This window comes from Maribacter chungangensis (assembly GCF_042676845.1).
Lineage (GTDB): Bacteria > Bacteroidota > Bacteroidia > Flavobacteriales > Flavobacteriaceae > Maribacter > Maribacter chungangensis.
This window is the reverse complement of sequence record NZ_JBHTHY010000014.1, coordinates 570511-588351: the sequence shown is the minus strand read 5'-3', so window position 1 is coordinate 588351 and position 17841 is coordinate 570511. Positions and strand designations below refer to the sequence as shown.

Sequence of the window (17841 nt, the reverse complement as noted above, 5' to 3'; positions counted from 1 at the left end):
CCTTGTTAGTTTAGGGGCCCGCTGTTTAACTTTTAAAATGACCATTACTTTTGTAAGGATGCCGTACTAGGTTGAACATTGTCCTTTACATAGCTTTTAATCCATGTAGTACACTCCTTAAAGTTTTCAAAAATATGATTTTCCGGTATAAAATCCGGGATGATATCTATACGTTCCATCATATATCTTGGCTGTGGCAAGAGACCAACAAAAAGCACGGTGATATTGTTTTTGTTCAATTCTTGTAACGCATCTTCCATGGCATAGAGACCGGACTGATCCATGTATTGCATACGGTCTAGACGCAATACGGCATAAGATGCCGTATTGGGTATTTGATCCGTTAAGGTCTGGAAATCGCTTGTTGTCCCAAAGAATAAGGGGCCTTTTACATGTTTGATAAAGACCTCTTCTTTTAGTGATTGAGGAAAATCTTTTTCGTCTGCCCACGCTTTTTCTTCGGACAATGATTTTACGTCAGATCTTTCGGACATCAAATCCCCCATTTTTTTCATAAACATTAACGAGGCTATAACAAGCCCTATTCCCACGGCATATACGAGGTTCCAAAATGTGGAAAGAACAAGTACCACAAGCATAACCACAACTTCCGAGCTTAATTTTAAAGGCCCTATTTTAATATCTTTGGGTAAATTGGGAATTGCTTTGAGTCCTTTGTAGTCCATTACTGCAATACCCACGGTGATAAGGATACCGGCCAGAACAGCAGCAGGTATTTGCGAGGCAACAGGCCCTAAGGCCAATAGGATAATCAATAATAAAATACCCGCGATCATACCCGATAAACGTGTCTTTCCACCAGAGTCTATATTAACTACCGTACGTATGGTAGCCCCTGCTCCAGGAAGCCCTCCAAAAATAGCGGCGATACTATTTCCAATACCTTGCCCTACAAGTTCTTTGTTAGGTTTGTGCTTGGTCTTGGTCATATTGTCGGCTACTACTGACGTCAGCAGCGAATCTATTGCGCCCAGCAAAGCCAAAGTAAGCGCTGTAAAAATATAGGGGGCTATGGCTCCAATCTTAAATTCCGTAAAGATTTCCAAGTTTGGTATTGGAAAACCTTCCGGTATTCTTTCAATAGTACGGTAATCAAGTCCAAGGGCGTAAGCCGTACCCGATACCAGCAATAGTGCAACCAAGGTGCTGGGTACTGTTGTGGTTATGCGTTTAAAGCCATATATTATGAGTATGGTAATAAGCGCCAACGCCAGTTCCAACCAGTTAATACTTTTTAGAGCTTTAGGTAACACTTTTATTGCTCCTAGTACGCCGGAAGCTTCTTTAGCGGCCAATGTTGCGGCCTCTTCCATAATTGTAGCTTCGGTTATCTCTCCGGAGCGGGCAATGGTCTGTTCAAAATCTTCGAGAACCAAAATACCCTCGTTTGCCTCTTCCCTTAGGATATTTTCCAATATCAACTCCTCTGCTTGTGGTTTAAACGGTGTTACCCATGACATATCTTCTTTGGGGTAATAGCCTAAAGCCGGGAGTATTTGAGTGACGAGGATAATAACCCCAATGGCGGTCATAAAACCGGATACGACAGGGTAGGGAATGTAGCGTATGTACTTTCCTATCCCAATAATTCCGAGTCCGATCTGCATAAGCCCTGCCAATAGGAAAACGGTTAAAATTGCCGGCAGTGCTTTTTCGACACTCCCGTCAAAAGTGGCAATAATACCGGCTATTATAACCATACTTACTGCGGTCATGGGCGCCGTTGGACCTGAAATTTGCGTATTAGTGCCACCGAAGAGTGCTGCAAAAAAGCTGATAAAAATAGCTCCGTAAAGACCCGCTGTTGGGCCAAGACCGGAGCTTACACCAAAGGCAAGTGCCAATGGTAGGGCAACTATACCTGCGGTGATACCTCCTAAAAGGTCTCCTTTAAAGTTTGTGAATAAATTTTTCATGAGTGAGTAGCGTATTATTAAATTAACTTATAATATCCTGTATAATCACAAGATAGGTTTTTAGATGGTCTTAGGTCCTTATCAATATGCGCTTTAAATGGAGAATTATATAAAATAAAATAGAGAGCAGTTTGATAGTTTGGAAGCAACCATTTAATGTTTGTTTACTCGTAAAAATTTACCTTTCCTGTTGTGATATCATACATGGCTCCTATAATTTTTATTTCCCCGTTTTGCTCCATATCAAATAAAATCCTGCTGCGTTCTCGGATATTTTCAATAGTGAGATGTACATTTTTTTCAGACACCTTATCTACAAATTCAAGGTTCTTAGAGTTTCGCACTTTTTCATCTTTTGGTTCTTTAACAGCAGCTACGGCTGGCTCCAACTTGTTTATTAAAGCGGTTAAGTTACCCATTCTGGCATGGTCGCAAGCGCCTTTAATGGCTCCACAGCTAGTGTGACCTAAAACTACGACCAATTTTGTACCTGCAAGTTTACATGCAAATTCCATGCTGCCCAAGATATCTTCATTTACAAAGTTTCCGGCAATTCTAACACTAAATATATCCCCTAGCCCTTGGTCAAATACGAGTTCCGCTGAAACCCGTGAATCTATGCAACTTAGTATGGTGGCAAAGGGAAACTGTCCTTCACTGGTATCGTTTACTTGTTCTAAGAGATTACGGTTCGCTTTTAGATTGTCTTGGAACCGTTGGTTCCCCTCTTTTAAAAACTGTAATGATTTTAAGGGAGTTATAGATGATTGTGTTTCTTTTGTATGTGCTTTCATAATTTGTTTTGTTAATCGTTTTCAGGGTCGATTAGGGTTCCAATTTTAGACTTTTTGGCACGGTATTTTTTTAATGATAGTACCGCCAAGATTTTAATATCTTTTTGGCTTTTAAAACCACCTTTTTGAATTGACTAACGACCTACTTGTTTAATTTTATTTCTTTATTAAGAGCCTTTAACTCTGTTTAGTATATGTTTGGACTATGATGGATTATTGTGCCGTTAAAGCTGCGTGATAATCTTGTTTAGGAATCTTCCTTTTTCGCTATAATGACACCCTTAAAAGTAGTGTTATAAATGGCTTCAAAACCCTTATTGGTATTGAACCGTGACTACGTTTTGGATAGGAAAAGAATGTTTAAACAGACCTTTGGAAAATTAGGCGATAACAAGACAGTCGATACACAGCTGCTAAACGCGATACAATAATAGTAAGGTTCTTATTTGGGAGGTGGTAGAAATACCTCTAAGGACATATCATAATAACGTTCTACATAGCTAGTAGATAAAACACTTTTGGAAGTTGGTTTTACAGGAATAACAGTATAGGGTTCATAATAGAACACTTCTTTTTCTTCTAGCTCTTTATTGCTTTCCTTGTTGCGTTCTTCTTCGTTTAAATTTAGAAGAATCTCTATTTCCTGGTCTATACCCAACAACAAAAAAGAAGCCGGAGCAACAATAATTGCTGTAAAGAACATAGAAAAAAATAGGACAATGGTTAGCTTCATAGTATTGCTTTCAGAATAAAAAAGTAAATATAAAAGTAATGCTATTATAATATGTTAAAATTAACTAAAAATCTTTAAGTAATTTTAAATTGTCCGAAGATACCCATCCGGTCTTTCCATCGGTAAGTGCTATTTTTTTCCAATTATTTAGTTCTTCTAGCACGTTTACTTTGGTACCTGCATGTAATACAAAGACTTCATCACTGGTGGTATTGGGTTCTGCTTGTATTCCAATCTCGTCCGCAAAAATAATGGCCGGCCTGTAGGTATTATAATCTTGATATTGTACAAAGGCAAAAACAACGGTAACTAGGGCAGCTGTTAAAGAAACAAGACTTCCAATAAACGCCCACCTTTTTCTTGAGGAATAGTAGGCGTAGTAGAATACGATGTACAGTATTACAAAAAGGAACATAAAGAAAACTCCTAAATAGGCCCACTGATCAAAAGTAAGGACGTCTGTAACCGATTTGTATAGTTTTGACAATCCTGTTTCAGGTAAGACTTCTATGGCGTCTAGCGTCATCTGTTGTGCATACCCCAAATTATTCAGTATTTCGGGATCGTTAGGACTTAGCAATAATGCTTTTTCATAATAGTAGATACTGTTGGGAACATCGTTTAATTTGTAATAGGAATTTCCTAGGTTATAGTAAATTGCCGCGGAATGTTGGCCGCTTTCCAAAATACCGGAATATAGATCGATCGCCTTTTCGTAAGCCCCTTCGTTATAGGCAACCGTAGCTCGTTCAAAATTGGTTTCGTTTTGAGCTGTCCCTGCAAGGCCTAACAATAAAATGAATATGATGACATTGTTTTTCACGATATTATAATTGCTTATCTATTAACGAAATTACCTCGCTGGCCTTTTCGTAGTCCTGTTGCATCTGCACATTGGAAAAAGGGCTATACCTTGCCGCTTCACAATTCTTTAGTAGCGCTAAAAAGCCGTCTACGGTTTCTTGGTTTACCTGTTTTTTAAGCAACAGCTCGGATATCTTGTCTTTGGTAAATTCAGAGGTCTCAATTTTTAACTTGGCTTTTAGATAATTGTGTAATGCTTTTTCCAAGGCTATATAAAACGAATCCTTGTTGCCTAATTCTTTTTTGGCCTTGGAAAGGTACTTTCTTGCGAGTCTGTTCGCTTTTTTAATTTTGTTGCCAACAACATCATTTGCTATTTCATCCCTTTTCTTGCGAAACAGAATAGCGATAGGAATACATATCAATGGCAAGAAAAATAGCAGATAAAAGCGGTTTGATCTAAAAAAATAGGTATCGCCGATTGTGCTAAGGTTGGGATTTAGCTTTATAAAATTAAACTGATTGTTACTGGCGGTAACGCTTTGTTTGTTGGTTGCGCTTGGATTCGTTGATATACTTGCCGCGTTATTGGGTCCTTCTAAAACGTTAATAACAATTTCATCTGAATTAAGGGTGGTGTAGGTTCCCGTCTTGGGATTAAAAAAGCTAAAAGCGATGGGCGGTAGTGGGTATTTACCCCTAAACGCAGGAACTACTGTATAACTATTACTTACTTTTCCTTGCATACCGCCTAGGGTCGTTCTCACGCCTTCGGTAAATTCGGGCTCGTACACTTCTAGTGAGCTCGGAAGGTCCAGTTCCGGTAGTTTAAACAGTTTTAGGTTTCCTTTTCCACTTACTTCAACAGTGGCCTGTAAGGATTCGGACGCGTTTAGACTTGTTTTGCTAGTGGTGACAGAAAAATCAAAATCGCCGACGGCTCCGTTGAAATTTTCAGGTTGGTTTGTTAATGGCAAGGGCTTAACATCAATAGTTCTATTTCCTGCTGAAACTGTTTTATTTGTCTGTGCATATACCCTTCCCCCAAAAAAATCCCGTTTGTTGGTGGGCACGTCTACCGTAACATCCAACGAAAGCGGCTCTATTTCCAGTTTGCCCGATTTCTGAGGGTAGAGTACCACCCGCTTAAGAACTACATAACGGTACGGCTTTCCTTTATACGTGCCGTTTTTAGCATTTAGGCTGGTAACTTTAATATCCTGGCTCCAGAAATTATTGTACTTGGGATTGTCCAAGGGCTGGTAGTTGGAGACACTAATAGACGGACTCACATATAACTTGTATACCACCGTAATGGCTTCGTTCATGTACGGGTCGTTCTTGGAGACCTCTGCTACCAAATGAAGGTTTTCATCCGCTATATCGTCTGCGGTCATTTGATCGCTAGGTTTGTCTACGGCGGCCGTTACCTCAACATCTTGCGGGAGGGATTTATACACTTGCCCATCTATGACTATCGTAGCCTGTTTTATCGTAAATTTTCCCCTTGCGGTAGGAGCCAAAGTATAGGAATAGGATTTGGAATAGCTACGCACCCCGTTTACCCAAGAAGAACTTATAGATTGTGAGGGCCCCATAAGAACCTTGAAACCCAAAAAGTCCGGAGGGTTAAAATTATCCCCATCCTTGTTCATGATAAAATCTACGCGTATACGCTCGTTAAGCCCCAGTTTGGATTTGCTTAGTTTCATTTCAAACGTTACATCTGTCGCATCTTGTGCGTTTAAAACAAAGGCCAACAGAAATACGCCTACAAATAAGATACCTTTTTTAAAATCCATTTTTATTTTTACCAGTCCTTTTCTGTTTTTACTTTGGCTCCTTGTACTTTTTTGGCATCGATTTTTTCCTGTACTTTCTTCTCTGCATTTTGCATGGCCCGTAACAGGTTCTCTATTTGTTGTTTGGAGAGTTGGTTGGGTCTGGGTTGTGGCTGGTCTTTAGGGTTGTCTCCTTGTTCGGGTTTCTTGTTCTGTTCTTTCTTCTGGTCGCCCTCGCCTTCTTTATCTTCATCCTCCTTTTCGTCGCCTTTATTTTTCTCATTCCCTTCATCTCCCTTATCTCCCTCATCCTTTTTGTCCTTATCCTTTTCTTCCTCGTTTTCTCCCTCTTTGTCCTCGTCTTTTTTATCTTCCTTGTCCTTATCGTCTTTATTATCCTGGTTTTGGTCCTTGTTCTCCTCGTCTTTTTTTAGGAGTTCTTTGGCAAGTGCCAAATTGTACCGGGTTTCTTCATCTGTAGGGTCGTTTCGTAAGGCTTCTTTGTAGGCTTCTACCGCCTTGTCGTATGCTTTGCGCTTCATAAAAACGTTACCCATATTATGGTAGGCGTTGTGTTTTTCTGGTTTGGCCGTGGCACTTTCACCCGCCTCCTTAAACCTGCCAAAAGCCTCGCTGTAGGTTTCATTATTGTAGTAGGCGTTTCCAAGATTAAAGGGAGCCGCCGCGTTTTCAGGACTTTTGGAAATAGCTATTCTGTAATCTGCTTCGGCCGCTATAAAATTATCTTCGGACAGTTTTTTATTTCCTTCCCAAGTACGGTTTTTTGAATCCCGTAGGCTTTTTTCTTTAGCCTTCAGGTCTTCTTCTTGTGCAAGCAGTGGTGTTGCTACAAAAAACAACAGAAATAGGTATGTGATTTTTCTCATCTTAATCTATCTGTTTTTCGTTAAATAAATTTAACTTTTTCAACCATTTTGTTTTTCGGTCCAATATGAAAATTTCTAGGAACAAAAACAAAAGAGCGGCGCCCAAAAACCATTGAAACTGGTCTTTATATTCGGCAAATTGTTTTGCCTCGAATTCTTTCTTGTCCATTTGAAGCAGTTCTTCCTTGATCAAATCTACCGCTGCATCTGTATTGGAACCGTCTATATATTTGCCATTGCCTTCATCCGAAATATCAACAAGCACCTGCTCGTTTAATTTGGTTATTACGACTTCGCCTTGGGCATCTTTTTTTAAGCTTTCTACTATTCCCCTGCGTTTTAACGGGATTGGGGCACCTTTTGATTTTCCTACGCCTATGGTGTAGATACGTATACCTTCATCTACCGCGTCTTCTACCGAATTTAGTGTACTACCTTCCGAGTGGTCTTCACCGTCGGAAATTATAAAAAGGACCCTGTTGGTCTGCTCCTCGTCATCATAAAACGTGGTAGCTAGTTCTATAGCTTCGTTTATGGCAGTGCCTTGAGAGCTTAGCATATCCGTATTCATGCTCTGTAGAAACATCTTTGCCGCTCCGTAGTCGGTCGTAATCGGTAATTGTGGAAATGCCTGTCCTGCATAAGCGATAATCCCGATCCGGTCACTTGCCAATTGATTAATGATTTCCGAGACGAGTCTTTTTGCTTTTTCTATCCTGTTGGGAGCAATGTCTTCCGCTAACATACTTTTAGATACGTCTATGGCGAAAACAATATCTACCCCTTCTCGTTTTACCGTTTCTAGTTTGGTGCCAATTTTAGGGTTAACAAGACCAATAATCAATCCGCAGAGCCCAAGAATAAAAAAAATAAGTTTTAGCGTGCCTTTGTAAAAGGAACGGTTCGGCGTCAGTTTTTTCAAAAGTAAGGCATCGGCAAATTTTTGCTGTGTCTTTTTTTTCCAGACCAGTAACAGCAAAAACAGTACAATGATCACCGGTATGATGAACAGCAAATAAAAATATATTTTCTCGTCTAACTGTATCATGGTCTATACAAAGCTTCTAAATACCGTATTTCTTAAGAACCATTCCAAAAGGAGTAAAATACCGGCTATATATACCCAAGGTCTAAATTTTTCCTCGTAACGGTAGTATTTAAATTCTTCTATTTCGGTTTTTTCCAATTTGTTTATTTCTTCATAAATTTCCTCTAGAGACTCGTTATCGGTCGCCCTAAAATAAGTACCGCCCGTTACCTTTGCTATCTCCTGTAACAATTCCTCATCTATTTCTACCTGACGCATTCCGTACCTAAACGAACCATCTGCATTATAGGAGATGGGTGTTAAGGCGTTTCCGTTCGTACCCAAGGCTATGGTATAGGTCTTTATACCAAACTCTACGGCAAGATCGGCGGCGGTTTGTGGTTCAATAAAGCCCATATTATTGACACCGTCCGTTAAAAGAATTATAATTTTACTTTTTGCCTTACTTTCTTTAAGCCTGTTCACCGAGGTAGCCAATCCCATTCCTATTGCCGTACCGTCTTCTAACTGGCCATAGGTAATGTCTTTTAGTGAGTTGAGCACTATGGACTTGTCGGTGGTTATCGGTGTTTTTGTGTAACTCTCGCCGGCGTAGGCAACCAGGCCAATACGGTCGTTGGGCCTTTGCCTGATAAAATCCGCTGCTACTTCTTTGAGCGCTACCAGTCTATTTGGTTTAAGGTCCCGGGCCAACATACTTGAGGAAACGTCTATGGCCATAACAATATCTATCCCTTTTGTGGTTTTTGTCCGGGTAGAAATATCCTCTGTCTGTGGTCTTGCCATAGCTACGATAATGGCACTTATCGCCAGGAGCCGAAATATAAAAAGCAAGGGCTTAAGTTTTGGCAAAAAACTAGGATAGTTGAACCCTTTTAAACTTGATATCCGAACAGACGCAGTTTCTTCTTTCTGTTTAAAGAACTGCCATGCAATAGCGAACGGCAGCAATAGAAAGAGCCAAAAGAAATCAGGATTTGCGAATGTTATGTTCTCGAACATCTAAAATTCCGTTTTTACCTCAACCGTGGTTAATATTCTATCTACAATTTGGTCTGCGTACGGGTCATCGTCCAGCCATGTTAAAATAATATATTGTTGAAAACCTTTACCACCGAACAACAGTACAGTGTATTTTCCCTGAATAAGGTCCTGGGAGCTCGGTGCGGTAAATTTTCCGCTACCGTATACTTTAATACCCTTAACACCACTTATAGTGTTAAACTCCTCTTGTTTTGTAATGATGTTCTTGGCACCCTGATCTTCAAAGTTTTTAATAATCTGTTCTATTGTTTGGGAGAAATCGGGCTCTGTTTCTTGGGCCAAGGTGACGGAGGTCGTTGCCACCGTAAAAAGACCTTCGGCACTTCTGTAGGCGAATGCTTGCATTTCGTTAATGTTGGCTTTTGCCTCTGGCGGAAGTTTGACTTCTTGCCGTATCAATACTTTTGGTGTTTCTAAACTGATGGGAGGAAACCCGTATCGGCTAGATACCCATTCACCTTCCAATAGTTCCATGGTAGGATTGCCTAAAGCGGAATCTTTAAGATAGGTGAACCCATATTTGAAACCGGCAACAGTAATTCCGATAATGAGCAAAGCGGCTAAAGTGGCTGCGCCCAACATGATTTTTTTCTTTTTCTTTTTACGTTCCAGTTCTTCTTGGTACGCTGCCAAATGCATTAACTCTTCCGCTGTTGGTTCGGGAATGGCCTCATGGGTCTTTTCTACAATTTGTTCTACAATTTTGCGGTCCTGCTCTGCAATGGACATAGCCGGTTTGGATTTTGCGAACTTCACTAAATCTGCCGTTTGCAAGATGTTCTTGAACTGGTTGATCGTATCTTTTTCCAACTCCAATTCTCCCGAATCGCTCAACAGTTCCAATTTTTCTATCAATTGCCCTGTGGTGCTTTCCATGGCCTGTATGTTGGCGTCCTCTTCTAGGTACGAGCGCACAATATCCGTAAGTTCGGAGTAGTATGCCTTAAACTCGTCCTGAATTAGGTATTTGGAGTTTTCCAAACGTTTTAATTCTAGGAGCGCACGATCATAAGGGGGCAATAAGGCTACTTTTTCTTCTTCGGTCAATGGTTTTTTGCGCAGCACGAACCAGTAAAAGAGTCCGCCCAAAATAGCTAAGATCAAAAGACCGCCTAGAAGATACTTCCACCAATCGGGATTAGTTTTGTCGACCGCCATCAATGGCTTTATATCGTACATTTTCTGGGCCAAAGTATCTACGGGAACGGTTTCTACGTTAATTTGGAGCGAATCTGTGAAGTACCCTATTCCATTAATCTCAATGCGTTGCTTTGGTAGTTTGTAAGAACCGGAATCAAATTGCGTAAGTGCATATATTTTTTGTAAAGTGAGACGGTCTTTTTTTCTAGTAGTGTCTGTAGCATAAGCTTCTACGGTTTCTAAGGGAGAAAAGGTTTGGCCTTCCGGAAAAATCACTTGATCGGTGGAGTCTATTTCAACGGAAACCGTCCATTGCACCTGCTCACCGATTCTAATATAAGTGGTGTCAACTTGGGTGCTTATGCTTGGTTTGGATTGAGAAAATCCTAGAAATCCCAGCGCTAGCAATATCACAACAAGACCACATTTGAGTTTAAAAGTGGTCTTGAAGCAATTGGGGCTTAGCGGCGCCGAGCCGGCATTTTTTCTAGGGATCTCTTGCATCATCTTCGTTTAAAATAGCCCAAAAGTTTTTTAACATAGCTCTCGTCTACCCTGCAGTCCAATACACCGCAACCGGATTTTTTAAAGGTTTCCTTAAAATAGGATACTTTTTCAATATGAAACTTGGCATAAGCGTTGCGTACTTTCTTGGAACGGGTGTTTACGAGTTGGAGCGCGCCTGTTTCCGCATCCATCATTTGTACCATTCCCAGATTAGGGATACTTTCTTCACGCTCGTCATAAACACGTATCCCTGTAACATCGTGCTTGTTGCCCGTAATCTTTAGGCTCCGTTCATAACCGGATGCTATAAAATCCGAAAGGACAAAAACGATTGCCTTCTTCTTCATTACATTGGTCAAGTACTTAAGGGCTTGGGAGATATCCGTTTTATTGCTTTTTGGTTTAAACTCCAGTAACTCTCTAATAATCCGGAGCACATGGGTCTTTCCTTTTTTTGGTGGAATAAAAAGTTCTACCTGGTCGGAAAATAGAATGAGGCCTACCTTGTCGTTATTCTGTAAGGCACTAAAAGCCAAGGTTGCGGAGATTTCGGTTATGATTTCGTTTTTAAACTGATTAGTGGTGCCAAAAAGCTCGGAGCCGCTAATATCCGCTACCAACATCATGGTAAGTTCGCGTTCCTCCTCAAATATTTTTACGTACGGCTCGTTGTACCTTGCGGTAACGTTCCAATCGATGCTTCGCACATCGTCCCCAAATTGGTATTGCCTAACTTCACTAAAGGTCATACCCCTTCCCTTGAAGGTAGAGTGATACTCCCCACCAAAAATATGGTCGGAAAGACGTCTGGTCTTTATCTCTATTTTACGTACTTTTTTGAGTAGTTCCTTCGTATCCATCCTAAATATTAGTTGGCAGTGTTCAGTGGCAGTTGGCAGTTGGCAGTTGGCAGTAGGATACTGCATGCTGTTACTGCCTACTGAGAGCTTTGCTCTATGGTACTTCGATTTCGTTTACGATTTTATTGATGATTTCTTCCGAGGTTATGTTTTCTGCCTCTGCTTCGTAAGTAATCCCTACCCTGTGCCTTAGCACATCAAGCACTACGGCCCTAACATCTTCCGGTACCACATATCCTCTTCGTTTTATAAAGGCATAACATTTTGCCGCGACCCCAAGGTTGATACTTCCCCTTGGTGATGCTCCAAAACTTATGAGTGGTTTTAAATTTTCAAGGTTATATTTTTCTGGATATCTAGTGGCAAAAACGATGTCCAAGATGTATTTCTCTATTTTTTCGTCCATGTACACCTCACGTACAGCTTGTTGCGCACTTAGAATTTGCTTTACCGAAACTACCGGATTAACCGTTTCGTATTTACCGAGAAGATTTTGGCGCATCACCAGTTGTTCTTCGTTCATCTTTGGGTAGTCTATTACCGTTTTCAACATAAAACGGTCCACCTGTGCTTCGGGTAAGGGATATGTTCCTTCTTGCTCTACCGGGTTTTGGGTCGCCATAACCAAGAAAGGTTTGTCCAGGGCAAAGGTTTCATCACCAATGGTCACCTGTTTTTCCTGCATGGCCTCCAAAAGAGCGGACTGCACCTTCGCGGGAGCACGGTTAATTTCATCAGCGAGCACAAAATTTGCGAATATGGGTCCTTTTTTAATGGAGAAATCATTTTCCTTCATGTTGTAGATCATGGTGCCTACAACATCTGCCGGTAATAGGTCCGGGGTAAACTGGATCCTGCTAAAGCTGCCTTTTACGGCTTTGGAAAGGGTGTTTATGGCCAAGGTCTTTGCCAAGCCGGGAACACCTTCCAACAAAATGTGCCCTTGACCCAAAAGTCCTATGAGCAACCTTTCGACCATGTGTTTTTGACCCACGATCACTTTGTTCATTTCGAGGATAAGTAAATCTATAAAAGCACTTTCCTGAGCTATTTTCTCATTTACCGCGCTAATGTCAACTGGTGTATTTTCTTCCATTTAAAGTCTTCTATTTTTTGGTAATGATAGGCTATTATTTTAACAGTTGTGCAAATTGAAAATTTATTAGCTGAGTAGCTGTTAACGATTGGTTAAAAAATGTGAAAAGCCCCTATTTTTATGAAGTATTTAAGGGATTTCTTTTTAATTTCACTCGGTTAAGAAAACCCGTAGCGGGAATATAGACAACAATCGCCATACCCGCCGGTATAAAGGAATTTGTATTAAGAGGTATGTGAACGTTAACTTAGATGAACAATACCATCGATTATTCTAGAATCATAGCAGGAACCATGACTTGGGGCGATTGGGGCAAACAGCTTTCCAAAAGGGAAATGGAGAACCGAATACAGTCTTGTTTGGCCTTTGACATCAGTACTTTTGACCATGCGGACATTTATGGGGATTATACTACTGAAGAACAGTTCGGGAGGGCTTTTTCTGCTTGTGGCATTGATCGGGAAGACATACAATTGATAAGTAAATGTGGGATACAGTTAAATGCGAAAAGTAGAAACAACACTGTAAAACATTATGACTACGGATCCGAATATATTATCCGGTCCGCCGAGCGCTCCCTAAGATCCCTACAGACCGAGTATTTGGATATGCTATTGCTACATAGGCCAAGTCCGCTCATGCAACCTGATGAAATCGCAGCCGCAATCACCCAACTTAAAAAGGAAGGTAAGATACGGCGGTTCGGGGTTTCCAATTTCAATTCGGCGCAAATTGCGCTTATAGAAACCATGATACCCGTAGAAAGTAATCAGATAGAATTTTCTCTTACGAGCAATGGTGCTATGGATAACGGCACACTGGATGATTGTATGGTTAATAAGCGTTTAGCCATGTCTTGGAGTCCCTTGGGCAATTATTTTAAAGAAAACTCCATGCAGTCCAAACGAATAAAAAAAGCAATAAAACCACTTTGCAAAAAATATGCAGCTACGGAGGATCAGTTATTGTTGAACTGGGTATTGAAACATCCGGCAGAAGTGCATCCAGTAGTGGGCACCACAGATGCTGTTCGCTTAGGTTTGGCAATGAAAGCCCTGACCATTGAAATGGAGCTGGAAGATTGGTTTAAATTGCTAGAGGCAAGTAACGGGCATGTGGTGGCCTAAAAAATCAAGGATCGAGAAAAAACAAACCCCTTTTAAGAGGGATTAAGAATGATAACAGCTATGGAAACAGAAACAAATAGAATGGCTACGTTTGGGGGAGACCAAGAGGCACCGACCGTATTTATAACAGGTGCCACAAGTGGAATTGGAAAAGCGACTGCGGAAATTTTCGCGAAGCACGGGTACGGCCTGGTACTTTGCGGAAGAAGGCAGGACCGGCTAAACGCACTAAAAACCGAGTTGGGATCCGGGACAAAAGTACATGTACTCAATTTTGATGTTAGGGACAAAGTAGCGGTGCAAAGTGCAATAGCATCGCTTCCCCAAGCGTTTTCAAATATTTCAATTTTGGTGAACAATGCCGGTAATGCGCATGGCATGGATACCATTCAAGAGGGTAGTGTAGACGATTGGGACGCCATGATAGACATCAACGTTAAAGGCCTATTGTATGTTTCTAAGGCAATTTTACCAAAAATGATTGCAAACAAAGAGGGGCATATCATCAATATCGGTTCCACCGCTGGCAAGGAAGTTTATCCTAAAGGAAACGTGTATTGCGCGAGCAAACATGCCGTAGATGCCCTAAACCAAGGTATGCGAATGGATTTGAACCAACACGGTATCAGGGTTGGGGCGGTGAACCCGGGACTGGTAGAAACAGAATTCAGCAATGTCCGTTTTAAAGGAGACGAGGAACGCGCCAAAACGGTGTACAAAGGATATCAGCCATTAAAACCGGAAGATATTGGGGACATAATCTATTTTGTGGTTACACGACCTTACCATGTTAATATTGCCGATCTTGTGGTCATGCCCACGGCGCAAGCTTCATCTACCCAAATCAATAAAAATTTATGATTAATAAACGCTTATTGGTCAAGAACTTGCTCGCCCATAACGACGAGAACAGTTTCTATGATAAAAAGCGTTTCATTGCCATTAACCACAAAGAAGGCAAGGCAAAATTTCTAAAGCATGTATGCGCTCTGGCCAATAGTAACCCCAATAACAATTCATTTATCGTGGTCGGGGTAGAGGACGAGGACAATAAAATAGTCGGGGTAGATTTTTTTGATGACAGTAAAATCCAAAACTTGGTAAATGCTTATTTGGACAACCCTCCGTTGATCGCTTACGAGAATATTCCTTTTCCGCACCTGGAAGAAGGAAAGGTAGTAGGTTTAGTTACTATAAAATCTAGCGGTAAGGTATGTTCCTTGCGTAAAAATATCTGGAAATATTATGGAGGTTCCGTGTTTTTTAGGGAAGGCAGCATTAGTATGCCAAAAGTATACGACATTGAGCTTAAGGACGTAAACTCCCAAGCGGTCTCCACCATTCAACAGCACGCCCGTAACAACATTGAACTTACCTTGGACGGTGTCATCGATTTTATAAACAACCGGCATAAAGATCTGGAGAGCCACTATAAGGTGTTTAAAGAGCAGTTTGTGGTGTGCTGGGCCGGCAATAAAAAAACGGTAAAAGGGCAGACTTACTATAACCGGGTAGATATAGAACTAATAAACGAGCAGGTAAAGCTGTTCTATTCCAATTTGGACGAGGTAACCATTTCATATACCGAGGATTCGTTTACCACTATGGAGTATGTAAAATTAGGGCTTGGGGCAACCCAGCGTTTTTATCCCCTAGAAGAATTGACCATAACCTTTCAAGAAAATGGTACCTATCATATACAAACAGATCTGGTTTTTATGCCACCGCAATATGATAAGAAAGTTTTGCACCACACTTACAATAGTAACAACAGCATTTTGGCAAAGATTAAAAGTAGTATTGGCTTAAACCCGAACGAAGTAGAGGATCTGAAGCACCTGCCGGATACCTATTTGATATGCTACCTAAACGGTTTTGAAGAAGCACGGGATCAGATGGAACTGGCCAGGGTTTTGGTTAAGAATGATTTTCCCAAAGTATACACATCGGTCAAAGCTGCGTTGCGGATTCTAAGGAAGGTGGACTATAACTGATGTTTAAAAGGTATAACCTTGGTTTCATACTTTTTCTAACTAATGCTACGCTATTGAAAACTTAAACGCTCTGAAATGTTTTGTAGATGGGGCCTACGGCCGATTTCGAGGTTCAAACGGTTTTGAAAAAATAATTTTGTGGAAAACCGTTATTATTAGGAACCATGGTAAATATGTCTTTGCCCGGATTTTTTGATTTTGTACCTAACAACGACTTTTTAAGTACGTACAAAGATACGATGTCAACGTACTTGAAGTAATCGTACTCATGGCCGCCTCCTTTTATGCAATAGACAGGGGCTACGTGGACTTCGAAAGACTTCACCGGATTCACTGAGCCGGCGGATATTTTTTATTAGGGCAGAGAAGAACATGAAATTTGAACGGGTATGATACGTCAAGGTCTGCACGGCCTGGGTATTCCAATGCGAACAGACCTACAACCTTACAGGGTGCTATACCTCCAAGGACTATCCCGAAAAGCTTAGGCACATAAAGTAACATGATAGCAAGACATTGGTCTTTTTGACTAATAATTTGAACCTCAGGACAAAGGAAATTGCTATACTCTACAGGCACAGGTGGTTAATCGATACGTTCTTCAAGTGGAAAAAAAATACCTGAAAATAAAATCCTTCTTGAGCGCTAGCAGAAATGCTGTCAAGACCAAATCTGGATAGCCATAACCGTATATGTTACCCTAATTAACCTAAAAAAGGAACCCAAGATTAACAAGTCGATCTACGAATTCTTACAGGTTTTGAGCATCAACACATTTAATAAATAGCTCGTATACCAGCTATTTATTAAATCAATCTTCAAAAATTTCAAAGAATATGATTGTATCCAATTCTAAATTCGAATTATAACGCAACACTCGTGATTTATTATAACAACGAATGTGAGCATTACCAATCACCACAATACGATATTTACCTGAACCATACGGGGATTTTAGGGGTAACCTTGGCCGGTATAGTAGATCTGCAATCGGAGGATGTAATACGGCAAAAAGAGTTGCGCATACAGGGCGATGGTATATTGAACGGAGACCTGGAGGTTTTTGTTGATACCCTTAGCGTAGATTTAAAAGGAATATCAACTATGTATTTTTCTGGTACAGCGAATACCGCAAACTTAAAAATTGCTGGTATTGGAATGATTTGCGCTAGAAGTTTAAAGACTAAAAGTGGTAAAAGCGTTTCCGATGGTATTGCGATTATTAGTGATTAGAAACTTTCATAGTAAAACCACTAGAATATTCGTTTATAAAGCCCTTTCTACACATTTGGAAAGGGCTTTTTGATGCCTCATAAAACCAATAATTTTTCCGCACTAATATAGCATACCGTATTTTATGCGGTATCGTTTTAATAAGGACGACAAACTCTACAAAATAAAGGGATGTCATTAAAATTTCGAACTAAACATATAGTACACCAGAAGGTATTGGTTTATTAAAAAACACACACTTTTTTATTAAGAATGATTGTGAATAAGGCCTAAAATGACATCTCTCATATTTTTTCTTTACTTTTTTACTTTCTTTACGGGTACTGGAGTAGAATTTTAATAGTCAAAAATAGAGGAAATCATGGCTTGCGAGAGTAGTTTTAGTATAATCAAAGGCGTGTTTACCGCCTTTCTGGAGAATAATGGACACCGGAAAACACCGGAGCGCTATGCTATTTTAGAGGAATTATACGGTTTGGAGGAACACATGGATGTAGATTCGCTGTATGTGCACATGAAAAACAAGGGTTTTAGGGTGAGCAGGGCTACGCTTTATAATACCATGGAGTTATTGTTGGATGCCGGCCTTGCAAGAAAGCACATGTTCGGGGACAAGCAGGCACACTACGAAAAATCATTTTTTGATGGTGGGCACGACCATATTATTTTAACCGATACCGATGAGGTAGTAGAATTTTCCGACCCCAGGGTAGCAGCGATCAAAAAGAGTATTGAAGAAATTTTCGATATTAAAATAGATAAGCACTCCTTATATTTTTACGGTACGCGAAACAAAAAAGCGGCAAAGGAAAAATCGGCCAGTTAACTCTTTTTGAAAACAACGGCACCCTTTTTA

The 17841-nt window shown here is 40.5% G+C and carries 16 protein-coding genes; 5 read left to right on the top strand and 11 right to left on the bottom strand.

Going from position 1 to position 17841, the window contains the following annotated elements; translation table 11 throughout:
- Window positions 1-44: 44 nt before the first annotated feature.
- The 11 genes from ACFQZJ_RS16820 to ACFQZJ_RS16770 form a co-directional block, all read right to left on the bottom strand.
- Window positions 45-1937 (bottom strand): SulP family inorganic anion transporter, encoded by a 1893-nt coding sequence (locus ACFQZJ_RS16820; RefSeq protein WP_379936044.1) that lies wholly within the window; start codon window positions 1935-1937, stop codon window positions 45-47.
- Between the two features lie 164 nt (window positions 1938-2101).
- Window positions 2102-2731: a carbonic anhydrase family protein gene (locus tag ACFQZJ_RS16815; RefSeq protein ID WP_379936043.1), complete on the bottom strand. Its 630-nt coding sequence runs from the start codon at window positions 2729-2731 to the stop codon at window positions 2102-2104.
- Window positions 2732-3173: 442 nt separating this feature from the next.
- Complete coding sequence (locus ACFQZJ_RS16810) at window positions 3174-3464, bottom strand: hypothetical protein (RefSeq protein ID WP_379936042.1); 291 nt, start codon at window positions 3462-3464, stop codon at window positions 3174-3176.
- Window positions 3465-3528: 64 nt separating this feature from the next.
- Window positions 3529-4287 carry a tetratricopeptide repeat protein gene (locus ACFQZJ_RS16805; RefSeq protein ID WP_379936041.1) on the bottom strand — a complete coding sequence of 253 codons (759 nt, stop codon included), beginning with the start codon at window positions 4285-4287 and terminating at the stop codon, window positions 3529-3531.
- A gap of 4 nt (window positions 4288-4291) precedes the next feature.
- Entirely contained in the window at window positions 4292-6070 is a 1779-nt protein-coding gene (locus tag ACFQZJ_RS16800; RefSeq protein ID WP_379936040.1) for a BatD family protein, read from the bottom strand.
- An 8-nt stretch (window positions 6071-6078) separates the two neighbouring features.
- Entirely contained in the window at window positions 6079-6936 is an 858-nt protein-coding gene (locus tag ACFQZJ_RS16795) for a tetratricopeptide repeat protein (protein ID WP_379936039.1), read from the bottom strand.
- A 1-nt stretch (window position 6937) separates the two neighbouring features.
- On the bottom strand, window positions 6938-7984 hold the full coding sequence (locus ACFQZJ_RS16790; protein WP_379936038.1) for a VWA domain-containing protein: 1047 nt from the start codon (window positions 7982-7984) through the stop codon (window positions 6938-6940).
- 3 nt (window positions 7985-7987) lie between these two features.
- Entirely contained in the window at window positions 7988-8986 is a 999-nt protein-coding gene (locus tag ACFQZJ_RS16785; protein WP_379936037.1) for a vWA domain-containing protein, read from the bottom strand.
- Entirely contained in the window at window positions 8987-10672 is a 1686-nt protein-coding gene (locus ACFQZJ_RS16780) for a hypothetical protein (protein WP_379936126.1), read from the bottom strand.
- The gene (locus tag ACFQZJ_RS16775) at window positions 10672-11535 is read right to left on the bottom strand and encodes a DUF58 domain-containing protein (RefSeq protein ID WP_379936036.1); all 864 of its coding nucleotides are present in this window, start codon (window positions 11533-11535) and stop codon (window positions 10672-10674) included. Before ACFQZJ_RS16775 ends, ACFQZJ_RS16780 begins: the two co-directional genes overlap by 1 nt.
- 94 nt (window positions 11536-11629) lie before the next feature.
- On the bottom strand, window positions 11630-12631 hold the full coding sequence (locus ACFQZJ_RS16770; RefSeq protein WP_379936035.1) for an AAA family ATPase: 1002 nt from the start codon (window positions 12629-12631) through the stop codon (window positions 11630-11632).
- Between the two features lie 251 nt (window positions 12632-12882).
- Between ACFQZJ_RS16770 and ACFQZJ_RS16765 the strand changes: the two genes are divergently transcribed.
- The 5 genes from ACFQZJ_RS16765 to ACFQZJ_RS16745 all read left to right on the top strand — a co-directional run bounded on the left by ACFQZJ_RS16765 (window position 12883) and on the right by ACFQZJ_RS16745 (window position 17811).
- The gene (locus ACFQZJ_RS16765) at window positions 12883-13758 is read left to right on the top strand and encodes an aldo/keto reductase (protein WP_379936034.1); all 876 of its coding nucleotides are present in this window, start codon (window positions 12883-12885) and stop codon (window positions 13756-13758) included.
- Window positions 13759-13839: 81 nt separating this feature from the next.
- Window positions 13840-14619 carry an SDR family NAD(P)-dependent oxidoreductase gene (locus ACFQZJ_RS16760; RefSeq protein WP_379936125.1) on the top strand — a complete coding sequence of 260 codons (780 nt, stop codon included), beginning with the start codon at window positions 13840-13842 and terminating at the stop codon, window positions 14617-14619.
- Window positions 14616-15752: an ATP-binding protein gene (locus ACFQZJ_RS16755; protein WP_379936033.1), complete on the top strand. Its 1137-nt coding sequence runs from the start codon at window positions 14616-14618 to the stop codon at window positions 15750-15752. The genes ACFQZJ_RS16760 and ACFQZJ_RS16755 overlap by 4 nt, the downstream gene beginning before the upstream one ends.
- Window positions 15753-16592: 840 nt before the next feature.
- Window positions 16593-16985, top strand: coding sequence for a GIN domain-containing protein (locus ACFQZJ_RS16750; RefSeq protein WP_379936032.1), 393 nt, complete (start codon window positions 16593-16595; stop codon window positions 16983-16985).
- A gap of 361 nt (window positions 16986-17346) precedes the next feature.
- Window positions 17347-17811 (top strand): Fur family transcriptional regulator, encoded by a 465-nt coding sequence (locus ACFQZJ_RS16745; protein WP_379936031.1) that lies wholly within the window; start codon window positions 17347-17349, stop codon window positions 17809-17811.
- Window positions 17812-17841 lie beyond the last annotated feature (30 nt).

Bases quoted from the DNA above. Each gene is read 5' to 3' on its own strand.
- ACFQZJ_RS16780 (WP_379936126.1), bottom strand. From the start codon at position 10,672: ATGCAAGAGATCCCTAGAAAAAATGCCGGCTCGGCGCCGCTAAGCCCC.
- ACFQZJ_RS16795 (WP_379936039.1), bottom strand. From the start codon at position 6,936: ATGAGAAAAATCACATACCTATTTCTGTTGTTTTTTGTAGCAACACCA.
- ACFQZJ_RS16810 (WP_379936042.1), bottom strand. From the start codon at position 3,464: ATGAAGCTAACCATTGTCCTATTTTTTTCTATGTTCTTTACAGCAATT.
- ACFQZJ_RS16755 (WP_379936033.1), top strand. From the start codon at position 14,616: ATGATTAATAAACGCTTATTGGTCAAGAACTTGCTCGCCCATAACGAC.
- ACFQZJ_RS16800 (WP_379936040.1), bottom strand. From the start codon at position 6,070: ATGGATTTTAAAAAAGGTATCTTATTTGTAGGCGTATTTCTGTTGGCC.
- ACFQZJ_RS16765 (WP_379936034.1), top strand. From the start codon at position 12,883: ATGAACAATACCATCGATTATTCTAGAATCATAGCAGGAACCATGACT.
- ACFQZJ_RS16745 (WP_379936031.1), top strand. From the start codon at position 17,347: ATGGCTTGCGAGAGTAGTTTTAGTATAATCAAAGGCGTGTTTACCGCC.
- ACFQZJ_RS16785 (WP_379936037.1), bottom strand. From the start codon at position 8,986: ATGTTCGAGAACATAACATTCGCAAATCCTGATTTCTTTTGGCTCTTT.
- ACFQZJ_RS16790 (WP_379936038.1), bottom strand. From the start codon at position 7,984: ATGATACAGTTAGACGAGAAAATATATTTTTATTTGCTGTTCATCATA.
- ACFQZJ_RS16775 (WP_379936036.1), bottom strand. From the start codon at position 11,535: ATGGATACGAAGGAACTACTCAAAAAAGTACGTAAAATAGAGATAAAG.
- ACFQZJ_RS16815 (WP_379936043.1), bottom strand. From the start codon at position 2,731: ATGAAAGCACATACAAAAGAAACACAATCATCTATAACTCCCTTAAAA.
- ACFQZJ_RS16820 (WP_379936044.1), bottom strand. From the start codon at position 1,937: ATGAAAAATTTATTCACAAACTTTAAAGGAGACCTTTTAGGAGGTATC.
- ACFQZJ_RS16760 (WP_379936125.1), top strand. From the start codon at position 13,840: ATGGCTACGTTTGGGGGAGACCAAGAGGCACCGACCGTATTTATAACA.
- ACFQZJ_RS16770 (WP_379936035.1), bottom strand. From the start codon at position 12,631: ATGGAAGAAAATACACCAGTTGACATTAGCGCGGTAAATGAGAAAATA.